Genomic DNA, 18,451 nt, shown 5'->3' with positions numbered 1-18,451 from the left:
CTTAAAAAATTCAATAAAGAATAAGTTTTGAACACTACACAATCGATACTAAATACTGCAAAAAACACCATAAAATTAGAGAGCAAAGCCATAGACCATATAGCTGAATTATTGACCGATGATTTTGCTAAATCCGTTGAGCTTATTTACAACTCTAAAGGACGCGTTATTATAACTGGCGTTGGTAAGAGTGCCATTATTGCTAATAAAATTGTAGCAACATTAAACTCTACTGGAACACCTGCCGTTTTTATGCATGCTGCAGATGCAATTCATGGAGATCTTGGATTAATCTTAAAAGATGATGTTGTTATCTGTATTTCAAAAAGTGGAAATACTCCAGAAATTAAGGTTCTAGTACCACTTATTAAGAACGCAAAGAATAAAATGATTGCGCTTACAGGTAATAAAGATTCATTTTTAGGTCAACAAGCCGATTATATTCTTAATACTTATGTGGAACAAGAGGCTTGCCCAAATAACTTAGCTCCTACCACTAGTACTACCGCTCAATTGGTAATGGGTGATGCACTTGCTATTTGTTTGTTAGAATTACGAGGCTTTTCAAGTAAAGACTTTGCCAAATACCATCCTGGTGGAGCACTCGGCAAACGTTTATATCTAAGAGTTAACGATTTATCTTCTCAAAACCAAAAACCGCAAGTCGGTTTAGAAACAAGCTTAAAAGAAGTTATTGTAGAAATTACCGAAAAAATGTTAGGTGTAACTGCTGTAATCGACAATAACAAAATCGCAGGTATTATCACTGATGGTGACCTTAGACGTATGCTAAGTAAAAGTGATGATATTGCGAGTCTAAAAGCAAAAGACATTATGAGTAGCAACCCTAGAAGAATCGATGAGAATGCTATGGCTGTGGATGCCAAAGAGCTCATGGAAGAATTTGGTATCTCTCAGCTTTTAGTAGAACAAGATGGTGAATATGCTGGAGTTGTACATCTACACGACTTAATTAAAGAAGGTATAATATAATGGCAAAGAAGACGGTTGACGAAATGTCATTTCTAGACCATCTTGAAGACTTAAGATGGCATTTAATTAGGGCTACACTAGGAGTTGTTGTTGCTGCAACATTGGCCTTTATATTTAAAAAGTTCATTTTTGATGTTATCATTTTTGGACCAACTGTAATGACATTCCCAACATATCAGTGGCTTTGTCAAGCTTCTGAATTTTTGGGTATGACCGATACAACCTTTTGTGCTGAAAAGTTACCTTTCATCATACAGAACAGAACTGTTGCTGGTCAGTTTTCCGCACATATATGGACTTCTATCTATGCTGGTTTTATTATTTCATTTCCATACGTTCTTTACCAATTATGGAGCTTTATAAGTCCAGGTTTAAGACCTAATGAACGTAAAAACTCAAGAGGTTTTTTAGTAGTTGCCTCTCTTCTATTTTTTATAGGAGTACTCTTTGGCTACTATATTATTACACCTCTATCCCTAAACTTTTTGGCTAACTACCAAATCAGTGAGCAAATACAGAACGAGTTTGATGTTAGTTCTGTCATTGCAATTGTAAGATCTTCTGCTATTGCTTCTGGTTTTGTATTTGAATTACCTATAATTATTTATTTCCTAACTAAGGTAGGATTGGTAACTCCTAAAATTTTGAAACAATATCGAAAATTCGCATTAGTCATTGTTTTAATAGTTTCTGCTATTATTACTCCACCAGATATTGCCAGCCAAGTCATTGTAGCGATTCCTATTTTGATATTATATCAAATTAGTATTTATATCTCTGCTATTGTAGTGAAAAATCAATCTCGAAAATCCTCGAGAGCTAACAAAAATTAACCCTAAATTATGTCTGATATCGTAAAAGAATTCAACGAATACCGTTCTAAAATGAACGATAAAATTCTAGCTGATAACAATAAGATTGTTAAGCGCATTTTTAACCTAGACACTAATGCTTTTTCTGAAGGTGCTTTAGATAAAAAAACGAAAGAACTTCTTGGTTTGGTTGCATCAACTGTATTACGCTGTGATGATTGTGTAAAATATCACCTTGAATCTTCGTATAATGAAGGTGTCACTAAAGCTGAAGTTAGTGAAGCTTTGGGTATAGCTACCTTGATTGGAGGAACTATAGTTATTCCTCATTTGAGAAGAGCCCACGAATACTGGGAAGCCATAGAAAATCAAGGTTAAACTTTTTATAAATGATTGCTTAGAAAAGCATAATCTATATGATTTTGTTATTTTTAGCGTTCTTTGATTACCTATGAAATTACGAGCTGAACATTTAATGAAGTCCTACAGTGGACGAAAAGTAGTAAAGGATGTTTCTTTGGAAGTTAACCAAGGGGAGATTGTTGGATTATTAGGACCAAATGGTGCTGGTAAAACAACGTCTTTTTACATGATTGTTGGTATTATTAAACCTAATGGTGGCAATATCTTTTTAGACAACACCAATATTACTAAGTTTCCAATGTACAAAAGAGCTCAAAACGGTATAGGGTATTTGGCTCAAGAAGCTTCTGTATTTAGAAAACTGAGTATTGAAGATAACATTCTTAGTGTACTACAATTGACCAAATTGAGTAAGAAAGAGCAACACGAAAAAATGGAGTCACTTATTGAAGAGTTTGGTTTAGGACATATTAGAACCAACCGTGGCGATTTACTGTCTGGTGGCGAGCGTAGACGTACTGAAATTGCTCGTGCATTAGCAACAGATCCTAATTTTATTCTTTTAGATGAACCTTTTGCTGGTGTAGATCCTGTTGCCGTTGAAGATATTCAGCGTATTGTTGCTAAACTTACCAAGAAGAATATTGGTATTCTAATTACTGACCACAACGTCCAAGAGACATTGGCTATTACAGACAGAACTTACCTTATGTTTGAAGGTGGCATCCTTAAAGCTGGTAAACCTGAAGAGTTAGCCAGTGATGAAATGGTTCGTAAAGTTTATTTAGGCCAAAACTTTGAGCTACGTAAAAAGAAGCTTGAGTTTTAAATTTTTTCCCTGTTTTTAAGTCTGGTTACGAATACTATAAAGCCATATACAAACATGGCTTGTATTAATGTATTGATAGTCCAAAAAACAACTCGCATATATAAATCTTCAGCCACATAAAAAGGTAAATTTCTATTAATTAAACTTATAGGTAAGCTAAAAACTGACATTATAATTGAAGTTACCGTAAACAATTCATTTTTGGAGCGGTGCAAAAACACATCTGCTAAACCAACAAGAAACTCAATCACCATTAAAACAAAAAAGACAATGAGGAAAGATTTTAATTTAAACTTTTTCATTTTTAATATTATTTAATGTTCGACTTATTAGCTTCAACTTCACTCAATAATTTCTTTTGGTATCGTCCTTGAACAATATCTACAATCACAAGCACTGCTATTACAAAATAGAAAGTTGTTTTACTCATCGGTACTATTTCGTTTCCAAAAATCTTTAAATGTGCTAAATGACCTCCTTCAGTCACTAGCATTATACCAACAATAAACAATATAAATAAACCTAAAACCTCATACATTCTGTTTTTTGCTAAGAACGCTGAGATTCTATCTGCTAAGAAAAGCATCAATAAGCCACTAGCAACAATAGCTATAGCTATAACAATAAATGCTGTTGTTGAGTTTTCAATTTCACTTGTTAGACCTATTGCTGCCAATATAGAATCAAAAGAAAACACCAAATTCATAATAACTATACTAGTAATGGTTGCATTTGCTGACTTTTTTGTCTTTTTATCATCTTCTACATCATGATCTAAGTTAGGTAATGAAATCATGTGCCAAATTTCTTTAATCGCTGTATAAATGATAAATCCTCCTCCGACAAGTACAATAATACTATGGCCATTAAAAGCAAAATCTAATACGTTTTCAATTTCACCAGTTAGAAATGAAAATGGTTCTTGAAAAAAACCTATAACACGTACAAGAATAAATAACAGTACTATTCTAAGTACAATTGCTATCAAAATTCCTGTTTTTCTTACTCTTTTTTGATCGGCTTCTGGAGCTTTTTTAGATTCTAGAGATATGTAAAGTAGATTATCGAACCCTAAGACTGCTTGTAACATCACAAGCATTAATAGTGTAAAAATAACTTGAGCCATAGTTTAGCAAGACGGTTTTTTTTGGTTAGTTATATAAGGTTTAGTTTATGTTTTTCGCATCCAATAATGATAATAGTATATACATAATTATCACTATGGGTATTGCAGCGAATTGCAATATAATTAATAATACCACACTAAGTATTAGAAAGATATATCTTATTGCATTATTTTTAAAACTCCAGTTTTTAAATTTTAAGGCAAATAACTTTATACTTGAGTTTAGTAGATAACAACTTAATAAGGTTATAAAAATCAAAAACCATTTATTAATAATGATATTGTTCATAATATCATTGTTCTGAAACTCTAGAATTAATGGTAGGGAAAATATCAATAAAGTGTTTGCTGGAGTAGGAAGACCTTTAAAAAATGTTTGCTGATCTTCATCTAAGTTAAATCTTGCCAAACGAAATGCTGATGCTAAAGGAATCAATAACCCTATTAATGGCAAAACTGACATTTTAAAACCTTGCCAGTGAAAAACTGAATTCCAACTATCATTATACATTGCGTAATCTGGAGCATCTACAGTTAATGAAATTAATTTAAACATCACTATTCCAGGTACAACTCCACTCGTTACCAAATCCGCTAAAGAATCTAACTGAATTCCTAGTGGACTTTGCACTTTTAATTTGCGTGCTAAAAGTCCATCAAAAAAATCAAAAAATATACCTAGAAAAACAAAAAAAGCAGCACTAACAAAATTACCATGGACTGCAAAAATTACGGCAATACAACCTGAAAATAAATTTAGTAAGGTTACTAAATTGGGAATATGATGTTTTAGGCTCATCGAAATAGTTTATGTAAAAATAAAAAAGTATTTCAGTCTAATCTTATTATTTTCTATTTTGACCCAAAATAAAACAATAAGAAGGCTATTTTACAGTTAAATAGATAGAAAAATATTGTGCATCTTTGTAAAAAATTTTGCTGTTGAAAAATTACTATGTAATTCTCTTAACTCTCGCTACATTTCTTGTTTCAGCTCAAACTACTAGAAAATATTCTAATGAATTTATGAATATTGGTGTAGATGCTGCTGCTTTGGGTATGAGCAATGCCGTGGTTTCACTAACTTCCGATGTCAATTCTGGCTACTGGAATCCTGCAGGATTAGTACATTTAGAAGACAACCAGCTTGCTCTAATGCATTCTAGTTATTTTGCCAATATTGCCAATTATAATTACATCGCCTACGGAATGTCTTTAGATGACAGAAGCGCTGTTGGAATATCTTTAATAAGGTTTGGTGTAGATGACATTTTGGATACTACACAATTAATTGACGACCAAGGCAATATTAATTACGATAGGATAAGTACATTTTCAACCGCAGATTATGGGTTAACTTTTTCTTATGCTAGAAAATTACCTTTAGATGGTTTGAACTTTGGAGTAAACGCTAAAATAATAAGACGTATCATCGGTGACTTTGCCTCAGCTTGGGGTTTTGGTCTTGATGCTGGCATTCAATTTGAAGGAAATAATGGCTGGAAATTTGGATTGATGGCACGTGACATAACCACAACTTATAATGCTTGGTCTATAGATGAAGAAAAGTTTGAACAAATTAGTGGCGCTATTGATGGTCAAAACCAAGAACTTCCTGAAACGACAGAAATCACCATACCTAAATTACAATTTGGACTATCTAAAAAATGGATTTTTCATTATGACTATTCCTTACTTGCTGCTGCTAACTTAAATATTCGTTTTGCTGAAAACAATGATATTATTTCAACATCATTTGCAAGTATAAATCCTGCCTTAGGTTTTGAATTCGGTTATACAAATTTAGTATTTTTGAGAGGTGGTGTTGGTAATTTTCAGAATGAACTTCAGATTGACGATTCTGAAAAAGTTACTTTTCAGCCTAATTTTGGAGTCGGTTTTAAATACAAAGGTATTCACATAGATTATGCCTTTACAGATATTGGCGACCAAAGTGCAGCCTTATATTCTAATGTGTTTTCACTAAAAATAGACTTTAGCATTTTCAGATAAACAAGTGATGAGACTAAACGCTTTATTTCTTCTTCTAACTTTTTCTATTGTTTCGCTTTCCGCACAACAATTCAAACTATCACCAAGCGCAGAAGTATCCGTACTCACAGTTGGATCTGGTGAATCTTTGAATGATGCTTTTGGACATAATGCTTTCAGAATTAAAGATAGAACCTTAGGTGTTGATATTGTTTATGGCTACGGTGAATATGACTTCGGTGCACCAAATTTTTATTTAAAGTTTGCACGTGGAAAATTAAACTACCTCATAAGTAGAGACAGTTTTAGAGATTTTTATAATCATTACCTGTATTATAATAGAACCATAGAAGAACAAGTTTTAAACCTTTCTCCTGAACAAAAACAAAGGTTATTTGATTACTTAGAAAACAACTACAAACCTGAAAACAGAAGGTATCTCTACGATTTTTTCTATGATAACTGTGCAACACGAATAAGAGATGTTAGTGAAATTGCAACCAACAGTTCTATACAATTTGATACTCCTAAGAATTTTGAATCTAAGACATTTCGAGAACTTATTCATGAACACGTAAAGCTTAATTCTTGGGGAAGTTTTGGTATTGATATCGCGCTTGGTTCCGTTGTTGATAAGGAGGCGACACCTAGAGAGTTTATGTTCTTACCAAAGTATATTCATGAGTTTTTTGAAAATGCAAAAATCAATAATTCAGATGATTTGGTTAAATATTCATCTGTCGTTTTACAAAAGAAACCAAGTAATTCTAGTTCTAACTTTTTGTTGAGTCCACTAATGATTGTAGGTATTATTTCTATTGTAATTCTATACATCACCTATAAAGATTTTAAAACAGAGAAAAGAAGTAGATGGCTAGATATTATTCTATTTAGTATCACCGGAATAATTGGTATTATTCTTTTACTGTTGTGGTTTGCTACCGACCATACAGCTACTGCTCAAAATTATAATCTACTATGGGCATTTCCGCTTAATCTTTTTGTAATTGGAGCCATCGTTAAAAACAAACAAAAAAATTGGGTTAAGAGTTACATTAAGTTTTTAATTATTATGCTTTGCCTAATGACTTTACATTGGATTATAGGAATCCAAGCCTTCACGATTGGTCTTATTCCTCTAATAATTGCTTTATTGGTAAGATACGTTTACCTTTTAAAGTGCTTAAATTCTTGATAATTACTGACCTCTGTAATAAAGTATAGTGCTTAAGGTTTTAATAGCAATATTGAAGTCGAGAAAGACACTTCTGTGTTTAATGTAGAACAAATCATATTGTAATTTTAAAAGACTATCATCAACAGAAGCCCCATACCTGGTCTTAACTTGAGCCCAACCTGTAAGACCTGGTTTTATAATGTGGCGTGTTTCGTAAAATGGAATTATACGCGATAATTCATTTACAAAAAATGGTCGTTCTGGCCTTGGTCCAATAATACTCATGTCTCCTTTTAAAACATTGTAGAATTGTGGTATTTCATCTAACCTAGAACGTCTAAGAAATTTCCCAAAAGCTGTAATTCGCTTATCATCTTTTTTTGCCCATTTTACACCATCAGCCTCAGCATTCACTATCATGGTTCTCAACTTCAGAATATTGAATGGTTTCCCATTTCTACCAACACGTTCTTGAGAATAAAACAAAGGTCCTTTATTACCTAACAAATTACCTATGTAAATTAATGGTAGTAAAATAATACCAAATAAGACACCTACGATTGAGAACAAAATATCAAACAAACGGTGAAAGAAAATGTATAGTTGATTCTCATTGCTTCTACTAAATGGGAAATACTTATAAAAATCCTTTCCTACAAATTGAATTGGAACTCTAAGAAGCATTTCTTCATAAACCTGAGTATAATCACGAATTTTAAATCCACGTTCTAGTAAAAGCATTAAATCATGATAAACCTCAGCCGTTATTGCTTCTGTATTAAAGCTAGCAACTAAAATCTCTGAGATTTTTTCTTTTTCTATGATGTCTAGAAAGTCAGCTGACTCAAACTCCTTTAAACCTTTGAATTTTACAGATTCCGAAGTCGTTTCCTCACTATTTATAAAACCAACTATTTTGTAATTAGGATCTGAATTACGTAAGGATTTAACCAGACTATCTATATTAGACACTTCACCTACAACTAAAACTCTCTTATAAAAACGAGGAGATTCAATCAAATAAATGTATAGAAAACGCCAAAGTAAAATTGAGGCAATTATAGTTAAGTAAAAATAGGCTATTTGAATACGTTCTTCCGGTAGATAAGGTGACAACACTGGTGTTAACAGATAAAATAAAACAACCGTGGATGTGGTTATAACTACATTTCTAAAAGTAGAATCTAATTGACTAGCTTTTTGAAGGTCGTAGATTTCAAAAACAGTTCCAAAAACTGTTATATAAAATCCAAGTAAAATGAGAGCTGTAGAATTATTAGAACTTACTTCTAAATATTCAATCTCAGAAGAAAGGCTAATGATGTAAAGACCTAAGAATACCATGATAAGATCTACTATTCTAAGTAGAATCTTACGTTCTGAAACTTCGAAATGAATTCCTTTTTTCTTAGCCATTTAAGGGACAACTATAGGGTAAAGATAACAACTACAATTGATTTATAGCATTATGTTAAGCTAAAAGCTTTTTCCATAAGGGTTTTATCTTATTCCAATCAAAATTTTCAACTTTAAGACGAGCGCTTTTAGTTGTCTTTAATCTAAACACATCATTATTTTTAAATTTTAGGATTGCTTGAACCAGTTCCTCTACATTATTTAGAGAAACTAAAAGCCCTTCTTCCTCATTATTAATCAAAAAAGAGATTCCTCCGACATTTGTTGACACAATAGGTAAGCCTAAAGCCATAGCTTCTATAACACTAACAGGCGTATTATCAAAGTTCGTTGTATTAATGAAAACATTAGATTTTTGGGATAATTTAATCCACTCTTCTTTTGTCAATTTTCCTGTAAAATTTACAGCTAGGTCTTTGTTTGTTGCTAGTTTCTTTGTTTCGTTTAGTGAACCATCAACCTCAGGCCCTACCATAGTCAATTTTGCTGCATAGCCTTTTTTCAGTAACTCTTCCAAAACTAAAACTGCTAATTCTGGATTATAGATTTCAGAAAATGATCTTACCCAAAGTAAATTTATACTATCTATTTTTCTTTCATTGTAATCATATTTTTCAATTTCAATAGTATTTGGGATGTAATCAACACTCTTATATCCATAATGTTCAAATACAGATTTCAAAAAATTTGATGGTGCTACAAGTTTATACGCATTTTTAAAAATCATAGCACTCAATTTAGGATTGTTTTTTAACCTTGATTCTAAATTACCACCATGAAGTATATTTATATATTTAATATTAAAAACTCTACACAATTGGCTTATTATTAAAGCATAATAAAAATTTACTGTACTATATGTATCAATAAGCACAATATCTGCTTTAGCTGAATTAGTAATAACCAACCAAACCATATCTAAAATACGAAGGGCTTTATTAGACTTATCGGAAGCTATTTTTACTGAATAGTTTTCGCCTAGATGTACACCTAAGGTATCTATGGTAGATTTTGTCTTACCTGTTTTTGATAAGGCGTTTCCTATGTATAGGACGTTTTTCATTTTTAATATTTAGGAGGGCTAAGCTATAAAAAAATGCAGGTGCTGCTAGCCGAATTGCAGAATGATTTATGGTTGCAAACCAAAATGAGAGAAACGCATAAAAAAATAAATTCTTTCTATTAATCGATCTGTAAGATAAAGGAGTGAAAATTAATATAATAATAATCAAAATACCCATTATCCCATGTTCTGAAAGAAGCCTACTAATTTCATTATGAGTAACCACTGATACTCCCTCTTCTCTATTATATTTTGTATTACTCGCGCCTATACCTAAAAAAGGGTTTTCTACAAAGCCTTGTAATTCATTGTAAAACAATTCGACTCTTCCTGTACTAACATCTCCCTTATCTCTACCCAACGCATCTTGATTAGCATATCTCTTATCAATCAATCCACCTGTATTTAAAGAACTTATAAACCAAGTTAATCCTAAACAAACAATTAATAAAAAAAATGAACTAAGTATCTTATTTTTTAATCTTGGCTTAGCTCTAATGAATATAAAAAATAAAAATGCAGCAATTGTTATTACAGCAGCAAACACACCACCTCTACTAAAGGTTATAACAGCCCTGTAAGATAACAAACCTAAAAATACCATATTGAATATTTTTAAAAATAAATTAGGAGATTTCAGAAGTATCCTAACTGTAAATGTAAACATTCCCAACCCTAATATAGTAGCTACCTGATTAGGACCAAAACCACCTGAAGTACGAAAATTTGAAGCTGTATTATGGATTGTTTCTTTTATACTTGGATTATATAAAAAAAGATATGTTGTCATGCTAACTATTGGTAAAGAAGCGTAAGCCAACATATCAATAATATCACCATTACTTACTTTTTTGTTATAAAAAAATAAAGAGGCTAACCCTAAGCACACTGGACCGCTCAATGCAAATGCAATATTTGTTCTAAAATTTGCATCTACATCTAGGTTTACAGATGCAACTAATACACTTGGAACCAAAAGAATTAAATATACAAAATATGGAAAACCTTTGCCTGAAATACCTTTGAAGAACATTCCCATCAAAACAAATAAGATAACAAGATATTTTGAGCTTTCGTATGCTAAGCCTCCTTTTGTCATCCTGAATAAAACCTCGGCGCCTACAAAATATGCACAACCATTTAATACAAAAGAAAGTTTGTTCTTATTTCCGGTCAAAATCAACCCTCCTAAGAAATAAATAAGAGCCGTAAAAAAGTACACATTTGATAATGGTTTGACTAGGTATACTAAAATACCTATCAGCACATGAAAAAGTACTAGAAAAATATATTTATTATCAGATCTCAATAAGAATCTTTAATAGGTTTCGCACAAAATTAACGAAACATATTCTTATAATCATTTAATGGAAATTTATAACTGTAACTTTTTCCTGATAAATAAATAAAAAAGTGTATTACAAAAACTGGGAATTTAGTATCCAAACTTTTTAAATATTTATCATAAATAGAGTTATTATACTTACTTATTAAAAAAGGAGATGCCTTTTTATTGTAGTAATAATTTTGTATTTGAACATCATCAATATTTTTCTCTAGAAAAGTATAATAGTTATGAGAGAAATTTGATGTATAAACTTCAAATAAAGATAATGGCTCTCGTTTCTTTTCATAGTAAAAAAGTATAGACTTAGAAACATCTATCAGCACCCACTTATTTAGCTCTTTAGAGAAAATTTCATTGGTAGAATGTCCACCATACTTTTTATCAAATGGAATCATAGTAATCCCCCATTCACGAACCTTAATATCATTAATTACACAAAAATTGTTAAAAATTTGAGACATATCACTGCAAACACCTCCATTACCATTAATCATAGCTTTTAAAGCTTCTTCAGATGCTAGACTCAGTCCTTTACCTCCTTTAATGTTTTTTTTAAGCCAGAGTGCTATAGAAATAGCTTTATCTAAGTCAGAATTAGGTTTTCCTTCCTTAAAAATTATTTCATTTACTTCATAAAACAAACTTGGAATTGTAGCTTTTTTGTTTTCGATATTATAATAATCGTCATCAAGCTTTTTTATAGTTGAATTTTTTGAAAGCAACCTAAATCTTGTAATATACAATAGTGGATGTCTACGCAGAGCCCATGAGATTTTGTTAAGTCCAAAAACCATGAAGTTGAATTTATTAATATTTAGCTAATTAGTTATAATATTATAAATTACGAGGTAGGGCCCATTAATTTTACACAAATATAACATTGTCTGTCAATGAATAAATTCTCAATTGAATTAAACGGCCTTTTATTCGCCTAATAACATTTTTATTCGCTCAATATAATATAAATAAGAGAATTTTCTTACATTTTCAGTATTACTTTCTACCATTTGCGTATAAGAATCAAATGACATTAAAAGGGTCTTAGTAATGACTTTCAAAACATTACCCTCATTAATAGGGGTAATTAAAAATCCATTTTCACCGTCTTTGACATATTGACCAATGGAAGATATATTTGAAACAATTGGAAGACAGCCAAAATTCATAGCCTCCGCGATAACTTTAGGAAAACCTTCAGAAGCTGTGGTTGGCATTATAAAAAAGTGTGACTTTTCATAAACTTTAAATAGTTTATCTGTCGGCAAAAAGCCATGAAAAATAAAATCAATTTTACTATTCGTACTTAAGCTTTTAAAATACTCTATCTCAGAACCATTACCAACCAAATGTACAGTCCCGACTTTATTAGACATTTCTTCATCTAAACAATTAAAAGCTTTAATGATACGCTCAACCCCTTTTTCTCGTTCTAATCTTCCGGCATAACAAAAATTAATTGGAACATTATTACTTTTAGCGCTTCGTACTTTTGATCCATTTTTCAAATCGCTTTCCGTAAGACATGGGTTCTCAAAACTCAAACAATGTGTTTTTTGATTTGGCCAACTTCCATTTATGGTTACCTTACGACTTTGATGTTTTAGCATAAACCGTTGTAAAGCATAACCCAAGGGTGGAGATTCTTGATTCCAATTACCAGCATACTTATACCAACCTTTCTTCTTAGAAAAAAGTGTTAAATATGGAATTAAAAAAACACCTATTCCTGTTGGTGCTCTTAATTGAAAACAATCTGTTTTTTTTAGCACCGAGTTTACCGTCTTTACAACTTTTGGTGCAGATAAGGCTACTTTAATTTTATCTAATACTGAATGGCCTCCTGAGGGTTTAATGGGTACAAATTTAATTTTATCACTTATATAAGGTAACGAACTATCTGGCGCCTCAACATCATGAAACATTGCAATATGATAGATTTCATCAAAAATTTGAGCTAAAAAGTTGATTTCGGTTATGGTTGGTCCCCAACCTACTATAGTTCCATCTGCTAATTTATAGTGCTCTGTATGTGATATTATAGCAAGTTTCAATTAATTTATTTTTTGGCTGAATTTAATAATTCTTCATAAATAGAAACACAGGATTTAAGGTAAGTTTCTTCTGAGAAATTTTGATTGTAAAACAACTCTATTTTAGCTTCTAGTTCATTTTTACTTTTCAAAAGCACATCTATATGCTTTAACCAATTGTTTACCTCAAAATCGTTTTGAATAAATTCTTGAAATTCTAATTTTACCTTATCAGCCACTTCACCTGTATTATATGCCACAAAAGGTAGGTTTTCACTTAGATACTCTATCGCAACTAAAGGGCCTGTTTCAGATTTTGCGGTATGCATCCCTATATCATATTTGTGTAATTCATTCTTAATATCTTTACAATCAGTGATGACAGTTATTTTATTAGCGATATTGAAATTTTCAATCTGTGCTTTAATCTTCTCAAAATAGGACTTATCAACAGGTTGACCGTAAATTGTAAAATGATAATTATCTGGGCTACTTTTTATCACATCCAACAGATACTCATAGTTTTTTTGAGGTCTAAAATTACCAACCGAAACTATTTCTACTTTGTTGTTATAAGTTCTTTTATCTTTTATGCTAATTTCACTTTTCCTTATAATATTAGCTAATTTATAGATATTAGTATTCAAACTATTTTCTCTTGCCCACAATACTAATTCTTCGCTCACACCTATGTAAGCAGAACATTTTTTTATTGCTACTTTTATACTCTTATTGATAGATTTATTTTCTGAAATTTTCCCAAAGTGATCATGGAAAAAAACAACACTTTTTTTATGTAATCTAGGCAGATAAAAAAGTAAAGACACATATCTAAGGACTTGCCGCAGATGAATATGAATAACATCATATTTACTTAACTCTTTATAAAGTTTAAAGAGGTAGATAGGATTAAATTTATTCTTTCTATGTATATAAGTTATAGGTATTTCAGAATCTAACTGAGCATCTAGTTGCCCCTCTTGCAAAAGACAAATTACACTAACATCATGCTGACTTTCGTGTAATAAATTTGTGAGATCTACTAGAACACGCTCTGCTCCACCAACTTCTAACCTATCTATCACCTGAACAATTTTCATAACTACAACTGCTCTATTTTTGAACCTTCTTTAAGCTTAACAGAAGCTAGCCTCCAAGATTTCAACACCTGAAATAAGATAAGTGGAAAAATTAAGATTGAAAAAAATACACCTACAATCTTAAGCGCTTTATTTCCTTTAAATTTATAAGGCATTACAGATGAAGGTACAGTTCTTATCAACTCTAGCCTTGCTCTATGATTACCATAGTATTTGCGATACAAGTACAAAACACTAGGAATTGGCCTTGGCGCAAAAACATTTTTTGGTCTAAAGGCGTCCCAACTTCCCATATCTCTTAAACCACCTGAACCAACTTTTAAGTGTACTCTTTTAGCGTATGGATTAGAAACATTAATAAAACCTTTTTTATGAGCTCTTAAACCAAATTCACCATCACCCATTCGCTGTTTTTCAAATTGCCTATCAAAGAGTCCTATGTCCTTAAAAACTTCCTTTTTTATAAGAACATTGCCTGTATCTAATTGATCTGAGCATCTAAAAAACGAATAATTATCAGGAATTTTATCACCAAGAACTGACAAAGATACTCCTGACGATATATCTGCATTAAAAAAATCGATACATTTCAAATGATTTGAAATCCAATTTGACTCTACTCTACTGTCATCATCAAACAACAATATCAATTCCCCTTTACTTAATTTAATAGCCCTATTTCGTGCTAACCAAAGTGCTTTTTCTTGTTGATATTCAACTGTAATATCTAAATTATAAGACTCGTAAAATGATGCATTAAAAGGCTCTGATTGGTCTATGATTATAACTTCGAAATTAGAGTAATCCTGCTGCTCTAAATCCTTTAAAACATCATGTAAATACTTGTATCTATTTAGCGTTGGGATTATAACACTTAACTTGGGATTTTTCTCAATTAAAGAAGACTTAAAAGTATCCCAATTATCATAAGCTATAGGTTTCTTGAGATATTGAGAACGTTTTATGTGTTTACTTTTATAAAATCCTTTAAACTCCTTTATTGGGTTTTTAAAACTCAATATTCTAATCATCAAAACATAAATACTCCAAAATGCACTGAAATACTTCCTTAAAAAATAATAATTATCCTTTACAGAAATACTAATAAAGCTACTGTAGGTTTCAGTTTTACCTATGTAACCCAACTGTATAGCTTGCCAGGACAAATCGTATAACTTTGCGTTTTCCGAAGTGAAGTTTTCATCAGGTTGTAACTGATTTTTCATTTCAACTGGCAACTTCTCATATATAGGAAAAATATATGCTGTTTTTGATGGCAATGCAAAGTAATGTGTGGGCTGTATGTACTTTAGAAAATTAAACATTTTCTAAAGGTTTTGCAGGAACTCCAACAAGTACGAGTTCTGAATCTGTATACGAATTTACAACACATGCATTTGCACCAACTTTAATTTTATCTCCTAATTTTAAAGGACCTATTATGGTTGCATTAGCTCCAAGATTACAATCATTACCAATTGTAAAATCGCCTTTTTCACATGATTTATTTATTCCTAACACATTTCCTCCTGTCAACGTTATGTTAGACCCAATTATACAGACGCCATTAACTACAATTCCTAATGCAGGATGATGAATCAACACCCCTCCTCTAATATCAGCTTTATAATGTATGTCTATATTAGATATTATTTGAAATACAAAAGAAAAAGGAAGATAGAGTATTCTTATCACAGGGTACAAACCACCGAATAAATCATAACCACAACGTTCCAAACGATAATTAAAAAGCCCCCAAAATGATCGTGTAAAAAAGACAGTGAAAATCCGAAGCTTTTTTCTACCGATTGCCCTCTTGACATCTGCTATGAAATATTTTAACTGTTTCAATATTCAGTCTACTTTGTTTTCAAAACTACAACATTATAGATTTTGAAATAAATTTTGAAAGTAAGTCTTTAACTTTAATTTATCTTCCCATAGTTTTCTGTTTGCCTCAAATAAGTCATTCAACTTTTTATCATCTAGTTTACTATGGAAATCCATCACTTTTTCTACTATTCGATGCCTATCTTTATACTCTACCCAAACTACATGATCTTTCCAATTCAAAAAAGTATCGTGCGGTAAAATACAATCTGTATTTACAAAAATTGGTATTCTTCCCATTGCTAAAGTTTCATAAAATCTTACTGAAAAATTGCCTACACCTCTAACACACAAAACATAATCTGAATTCTTTATATTATCAAAAAACTCTAAGGTTGTTTTATGTGTGTCTCTATTTTTTAATCTCTCAACACCAGCTCTGTGCTGTTTTCTCAATATAAAGTTAGGTTTTATGCTAGAGCTATTTTGAAATAAACTCAACATCCTTGACCTTAAATATTTGGTTGTAATAAACTGATGAGGTGTTTGGTATCGCAAACCTAAATAATAGAGCAGATTTCTAGCCATGATTTTAGCCAGCTCTTTTAGTGCTTCAGTTATACTATCATCTGTTTGTCCACAAAAACCTACAGTTGGCTGAGAACTAAATTGCCTTTTGAAAATTGTTGATTTATTATAGTACTTTTTTAACGGATCTTCAACAAATACTGGCACACAGTAATGACACTCATCTAACTTAGACCTATAACCTTGCTCTCTAATCACAATAACATCCAAATCTTCCTGAATATTTATACCAAAATCACTTGGTAATGATATAATGACCTTTTTTCCCAATTGATTTGCTTTTTGAATAAACGTTATAGCCTTATCAAGTTGATCAGTCATTTTGTAATACATCCAAGACATTGTTAATATCACAAAATCTGCTTCTTCAAGTTTACTTGTAAAATCAACATCCTTCTCTGAAATACCATAATTTGAGATTCGATCTTTATCATTAAACCCTTCTTCCTTTATAAAAGGCTTGAGCAAAGCAAACAAATGCCTTCTATAATTACTATCATAATAATTTTTAGGAAAAAACAATTTCATAAGGAAATAATGCTATGCTTTTGCGTAAAACTAATCATTAATTAGTAGTATCCAGTCTATTCAGTTCTTATTCTTTAGCTTTATAAAACTCAACAAATTTTATATTTTGGTCACTCAATAGAAAATTCTCTTGAACTCGACTTATCGCATTTTGAGAAACAGCTATTTTCTCCTTATCAGAGAGTTGAATAACATCAACAATTTTTTTTGCAAATAATTCTGGCTGTTGTGGCTTAACTAACCATCCAGTTTCTCCATCAACTATATTTTCCTTAAGGCCACCAACATTTGAAGCAACACATAACCTCCCTAAAGCCTGAGCTTCTAAAACGGCATTACAGAACCCTTCATTTAAACTGGTCTGCAAATAAATATCTGACCTACTAACAAGTTCTAGTGTGTCATTATGATTTAACTTCCAATGGAAAATAACATTTTTCTCTAGACCAAGTTGGTTTACCATAAATAGATAACGTTCTCTTTCCTTAAGATCTCCATCTCCTATAATATGGTAATTAATATGCTCATAAGTTTCTTTTAAAATCTTTATAGTTTCTATAGCTGTTGTTAAATCCTTTATCCAATTTAATCTTGCCACAGTGCATATTGTAAGTGATTTGAAATCTATGAAATATTGACTGCCTTTAGATTCATTTATATTTTTCTCATTGACAGCAGGTGTGATAATAGAAACTGGGACCGATTTTTGTAATCCCAAAGTATAAGCTTCATCAACTAAATATTGGGAGATAGAATGGATTTTATCCACATTTTTCCAAACATCTAAATAACAATTCTCATGTTTTAAAGGATAAACATTAATATCAAACCCTCTAAAACTTACAGCCATTTTTGCGCCAATCGCTTTTGCCACATATTCACTTCCTATAGCTTGTGTTGTGAAACCGAAATGTAACCAATCTACATTGTTGCTTAAAATATGACTATTTAAGTAAACACGCTTTAAAATTTCTTTAAAAGATAAACCCGAGTTTTTCAATAATTTATAATATTTAATTACCTTTTTTAAATGAAATACTAATCTTAAAAAGACTTTAACCGTACTCAACAAAACCAAAAGCTTGTTTCCTTTAACTTTTGGATGTTTATAGGCTTTACACAGATTAAAAGTTGGTTCTATTGTCTGTGTAAAAATTAAAACTTCAAACCCATTGTTTAATAGCCCTTTAATTTTACTATTAAAAAAGGTTTCTGAATAACCTGGTGTAGATGGTATAACAAGTCCTATTCTCATT

At 31.2% G+C, this 18,451-nt stretch carries 19 protein-coding genes; 6 read left to right on the top strand and 13 right to left on the bottom strand.

Annotated elements, in window-relative coordinates; translation table 11 throughout:
- Positions 1–27 precede the first annotated feature (27 nt).
- The 4 genes from AC2H4K_RS13690 (at position 28) to lptB (ending at position 2,997) form a co-directional block, all read left to right on the top strand.
- Complete coding sequence (locus AC2H4K_RS13690; RefSeq protein ID WP_281139985.1) at positions 28–993, top strand: KpsF/GutQ family sugar-phosphate isomerase; 966 nt, start codon at positions 28–30, stop codon at positions 991–993.
- Complete coding sequence (tatC, locus tag AC2H4K_RS13685) at positions 993–1,826, top strand: twin-arginine translocase subunit TatC (RefSeq protein ID WP_493742495.1); 834 nt, start codon at positions 993–995, stop codon at positions 1,824–1,826. Before AC2H4K_RS13690 ends, tatC begins: the two co-directional genes overlap by 1 nt.
- Before the next feature lie 9 nt (positions 1,827–1,835).
- Positions 1,836–2,183: a carboxymuconolactone decarboxylase family protein gene (locus AC2H4K_RS13680; protein ID WP_281139987.1), complete on the top strand. Its 348-nt coding sequence runs from the start codon at positions 1,836–1,838 to the stop codon at positions 2,181–2,183.
- A 73-nt stretch (positions 2,184–2,256) separates the two neighbouring features.
- On the top strand, positions 2,257–2,997 hold the full coding sequence (gene lptB, locus AC2H4K_RS13675; RefSeq protein WP_281139988.1) for an LPS export ABC transporter ATP-binding protein: 741 nt from the start codon (positions 2,257–2,259) through the stop codon (positions 2,995–2,997).
- Here lptB and AC2H4K_RS13670 read toward each other — a convergent pair.
- From AC2H4K_RS13670 to AC2H4K_RS13660, 3 genes are read right to left on the bottom strand one after another with little or no spacing between them, the layout of a single operon-like run.
- Complete coding sequence (locus AC2H4K_RS13670; protein WP_281139989.1) at positions 2,994–3,299, bottom strand: hypothetical protein; 306 nt, start codon at positions 3,297–3,299, stop codon at positions 2,994–2,996. The two genes, lptB and AC2H4K_RS13670, sit on opposite strands and share 4 nt — an antisense overlap.
- Positions 3,300–3,307: 8 nt before the next feature.
- A complete protein-coding gene (locus tag AC2H4K_RS13665; RefSeq protein ID WP_281139990.1) occupies positions 3,308–4,123 on the bottom strand; it encodes a TerC family protein in 816 nt (271 codons plus the stop codon).
- A 40-nt stretch (positions 4,124–4,163) separates the two neighbouring features.
- Positions 4,164–4,922 carry a CDP-alcohol phosphatidyltransferase family protein gene (locus tag AC2H4K_RS13660; protein ID WP_281139991.1) on the bottom strand — a complete coding sequence of 253 codons (759 nt, stop codon included), beginning with the start codon at positions 4,920–4,922 and terminating at the stop codon, positions 4,164–4,166.
- A 143-nt stretch (positions 4,923–5,065) separates the two neighbouring features.
- Between AC2H4K_RS13660 and AC2H4K_RS13655 the strand changes: the two genes are divergently transcribed.
- Positions 5,066–6,136, top strand: coding sequence for a putative type IX sorting system protein PorV2 (locus tag AC2H4K_RS13655; RefSeq protein ID WP_281139992.1), 1,071 nt, complete (start codon positions 5,066–5,068; stop codon positions 6,134–6,136).
- Positions 6,137–6,143: 7 nt separating this feature from the next.
- Positions 6,144–7,310, top strand: a complete 1,167-nt coding sequence (locus tag AC2H4K_RS13650) for an Lnb N-terminal periplasmic domain-containing protein (protein WP_281139993.1) — start codon at positions 6,144–6,146, stop codon at positions 7,308–7,310.
- A gap of 3 nt (positions 7,311–7,313) precedes the next feature.
- Here AC2H4K_RS13650 and AC2H4K_RS13645 read toward each other — a convergent pair whose 3' ends face one another.
- The 10 genes from AC2H4K_RS13645 to AC2H4K_RS13600 form a co-directional block, all read right to left on the bottom strand.
- Positions 7,314–8,708 carry a sugar transferase gene (locus AC2H4K_RS13645; protein ID WP_281139994.1) on the bottom strand — a complete coding sequence of 465 codons (1,395 nt, stop codon included), beginning with the start codon at positions 8,706–8,708 and terminating at the stop codon, positions 7,314–7,316.
- 55 nt (positions 8,709–8,763) lie between these two features.
- Positions 8,764–9,771 (bottom strand): glycosyltransferase family 4 protein, encoded by a 1,008-nt coding sequence (locus AC2H4K_RS13640; protein ID WP_281139995.1) that lies wholly within the window; start codon positions 9,769–9,771, stop codon positions 8,764–8,766.
- On the bottom strand, positions 9,725–11,080 hold the full coding sequence (locus AC2H4K_RS13635; RefSeq protein WP_493742494.1) for an O-antigen ligase family protein: 1,356 nt from the start codon (positions 11,078–11,080) through the stop codon (positions 9,725–9,727). Before AC2H4K_RS13635 ends, AC2H4K_RS13640 begins: the two co-directional genes overlap by 47 nt.
- Before the next feature lie 29 nt (positions 11,081–11,109).
- The gene (locus AC2H4K_RS13630) at positions 11,110–11,913 is read right to left on the bottom strand and encodes a transglutaminase-like domain-containing protein (protein ID WP_493742493.1); all 804 of its coding nucleotides are present in this window, start codon (positions 11,911–11,913) and stop codon (positions 11,110–11,112) included.
- Positions 11,914–12,042: 129 nt separating this feature from the next.
- Entirely contained in the window at positions 12,043–13,170 is a 1,128-nt protein-coding gene (locus tag AC2H4K_RS13625; protein WP_281139998.1) for a glycosyltransferase, read from the bottom strand.
- A 5-nt stretch (positions 13,171–13,175) separates the two neighbouring features.
- Positions 13,176–14,249 (bottom strand): glycosyltransferase, encoded by a 1,074-nt coding sequence (locus AC2H4K_RS13620; protein WP_281139999.1) that lies wholly within the window; start codon positions 14,247–14,249, stop codon positions 13,176–13,178.
- A gap of 2 nt (positions 14,250–14,251) precedes the next feature.
- Positions 14,252–15,574 carry a glycosyltransferase family 2 protein gene (locus AC2H4K_RS13615; RefSeq protein ID WP_281140000.1) on the bottom strand — a complete coding sequence of 441 codons (1,323 nt, stop codon included), beginning with the start codon at positions 15,572–15,574 and terminating at the stop codon, positions 14,252–14,254.
- The gene (locus AC2H4K_RS13610) at positions 15,567–15,944 is read right to left on the bottom strand and encodes a DapH/DapD/GlmU-related protein (protein ID WP_493742492.1); all 378 of its coding nucleotides are present in this window, start codon (positions 15,942–15,944) and stop codon (positions 15,567–15,569) included. The genes AC2H4K_RS13615 and AC2H4K_RS13610 overlap by 8 nt, the downstream gene beginning before the upstream one ends.
- 189 nt (positions 15,945–16,133) lie before the next feature.
- Positions 16,134–17,195, bottom strand: coding sequence for an exostosin domain-containing protein (locus tag AC2H4K_RS13605; RefSeq protein ID WP_281140002.1), 1,062 nt, complete (start codon positions 17,193–17,195; stop codon positions 16,134–16,136).
- A gap of 67 nt (positions 17,196–17,262) precedes the next feature.
- Positions 17,263–18,450: a glycosyltransferase family 4 protein gene (locus tag AC2H4K_RS13600; RefSeq protein ID WP_281140003.1), complete on the bottom strand. Its 1,188-nt coding sequence runs from the start codon at positions 18,448–18,450 to the stop codon at positions 17,263–17,265.
- Position 18,451: the final 1 nt, after the last annotated feature.

The organism is Winogradskyella sp. 266wxhm (genome assembly GCF_058964685.1).
This window is presented reverse-complemented; position numbering and strand designations above follow the sequence as displayed.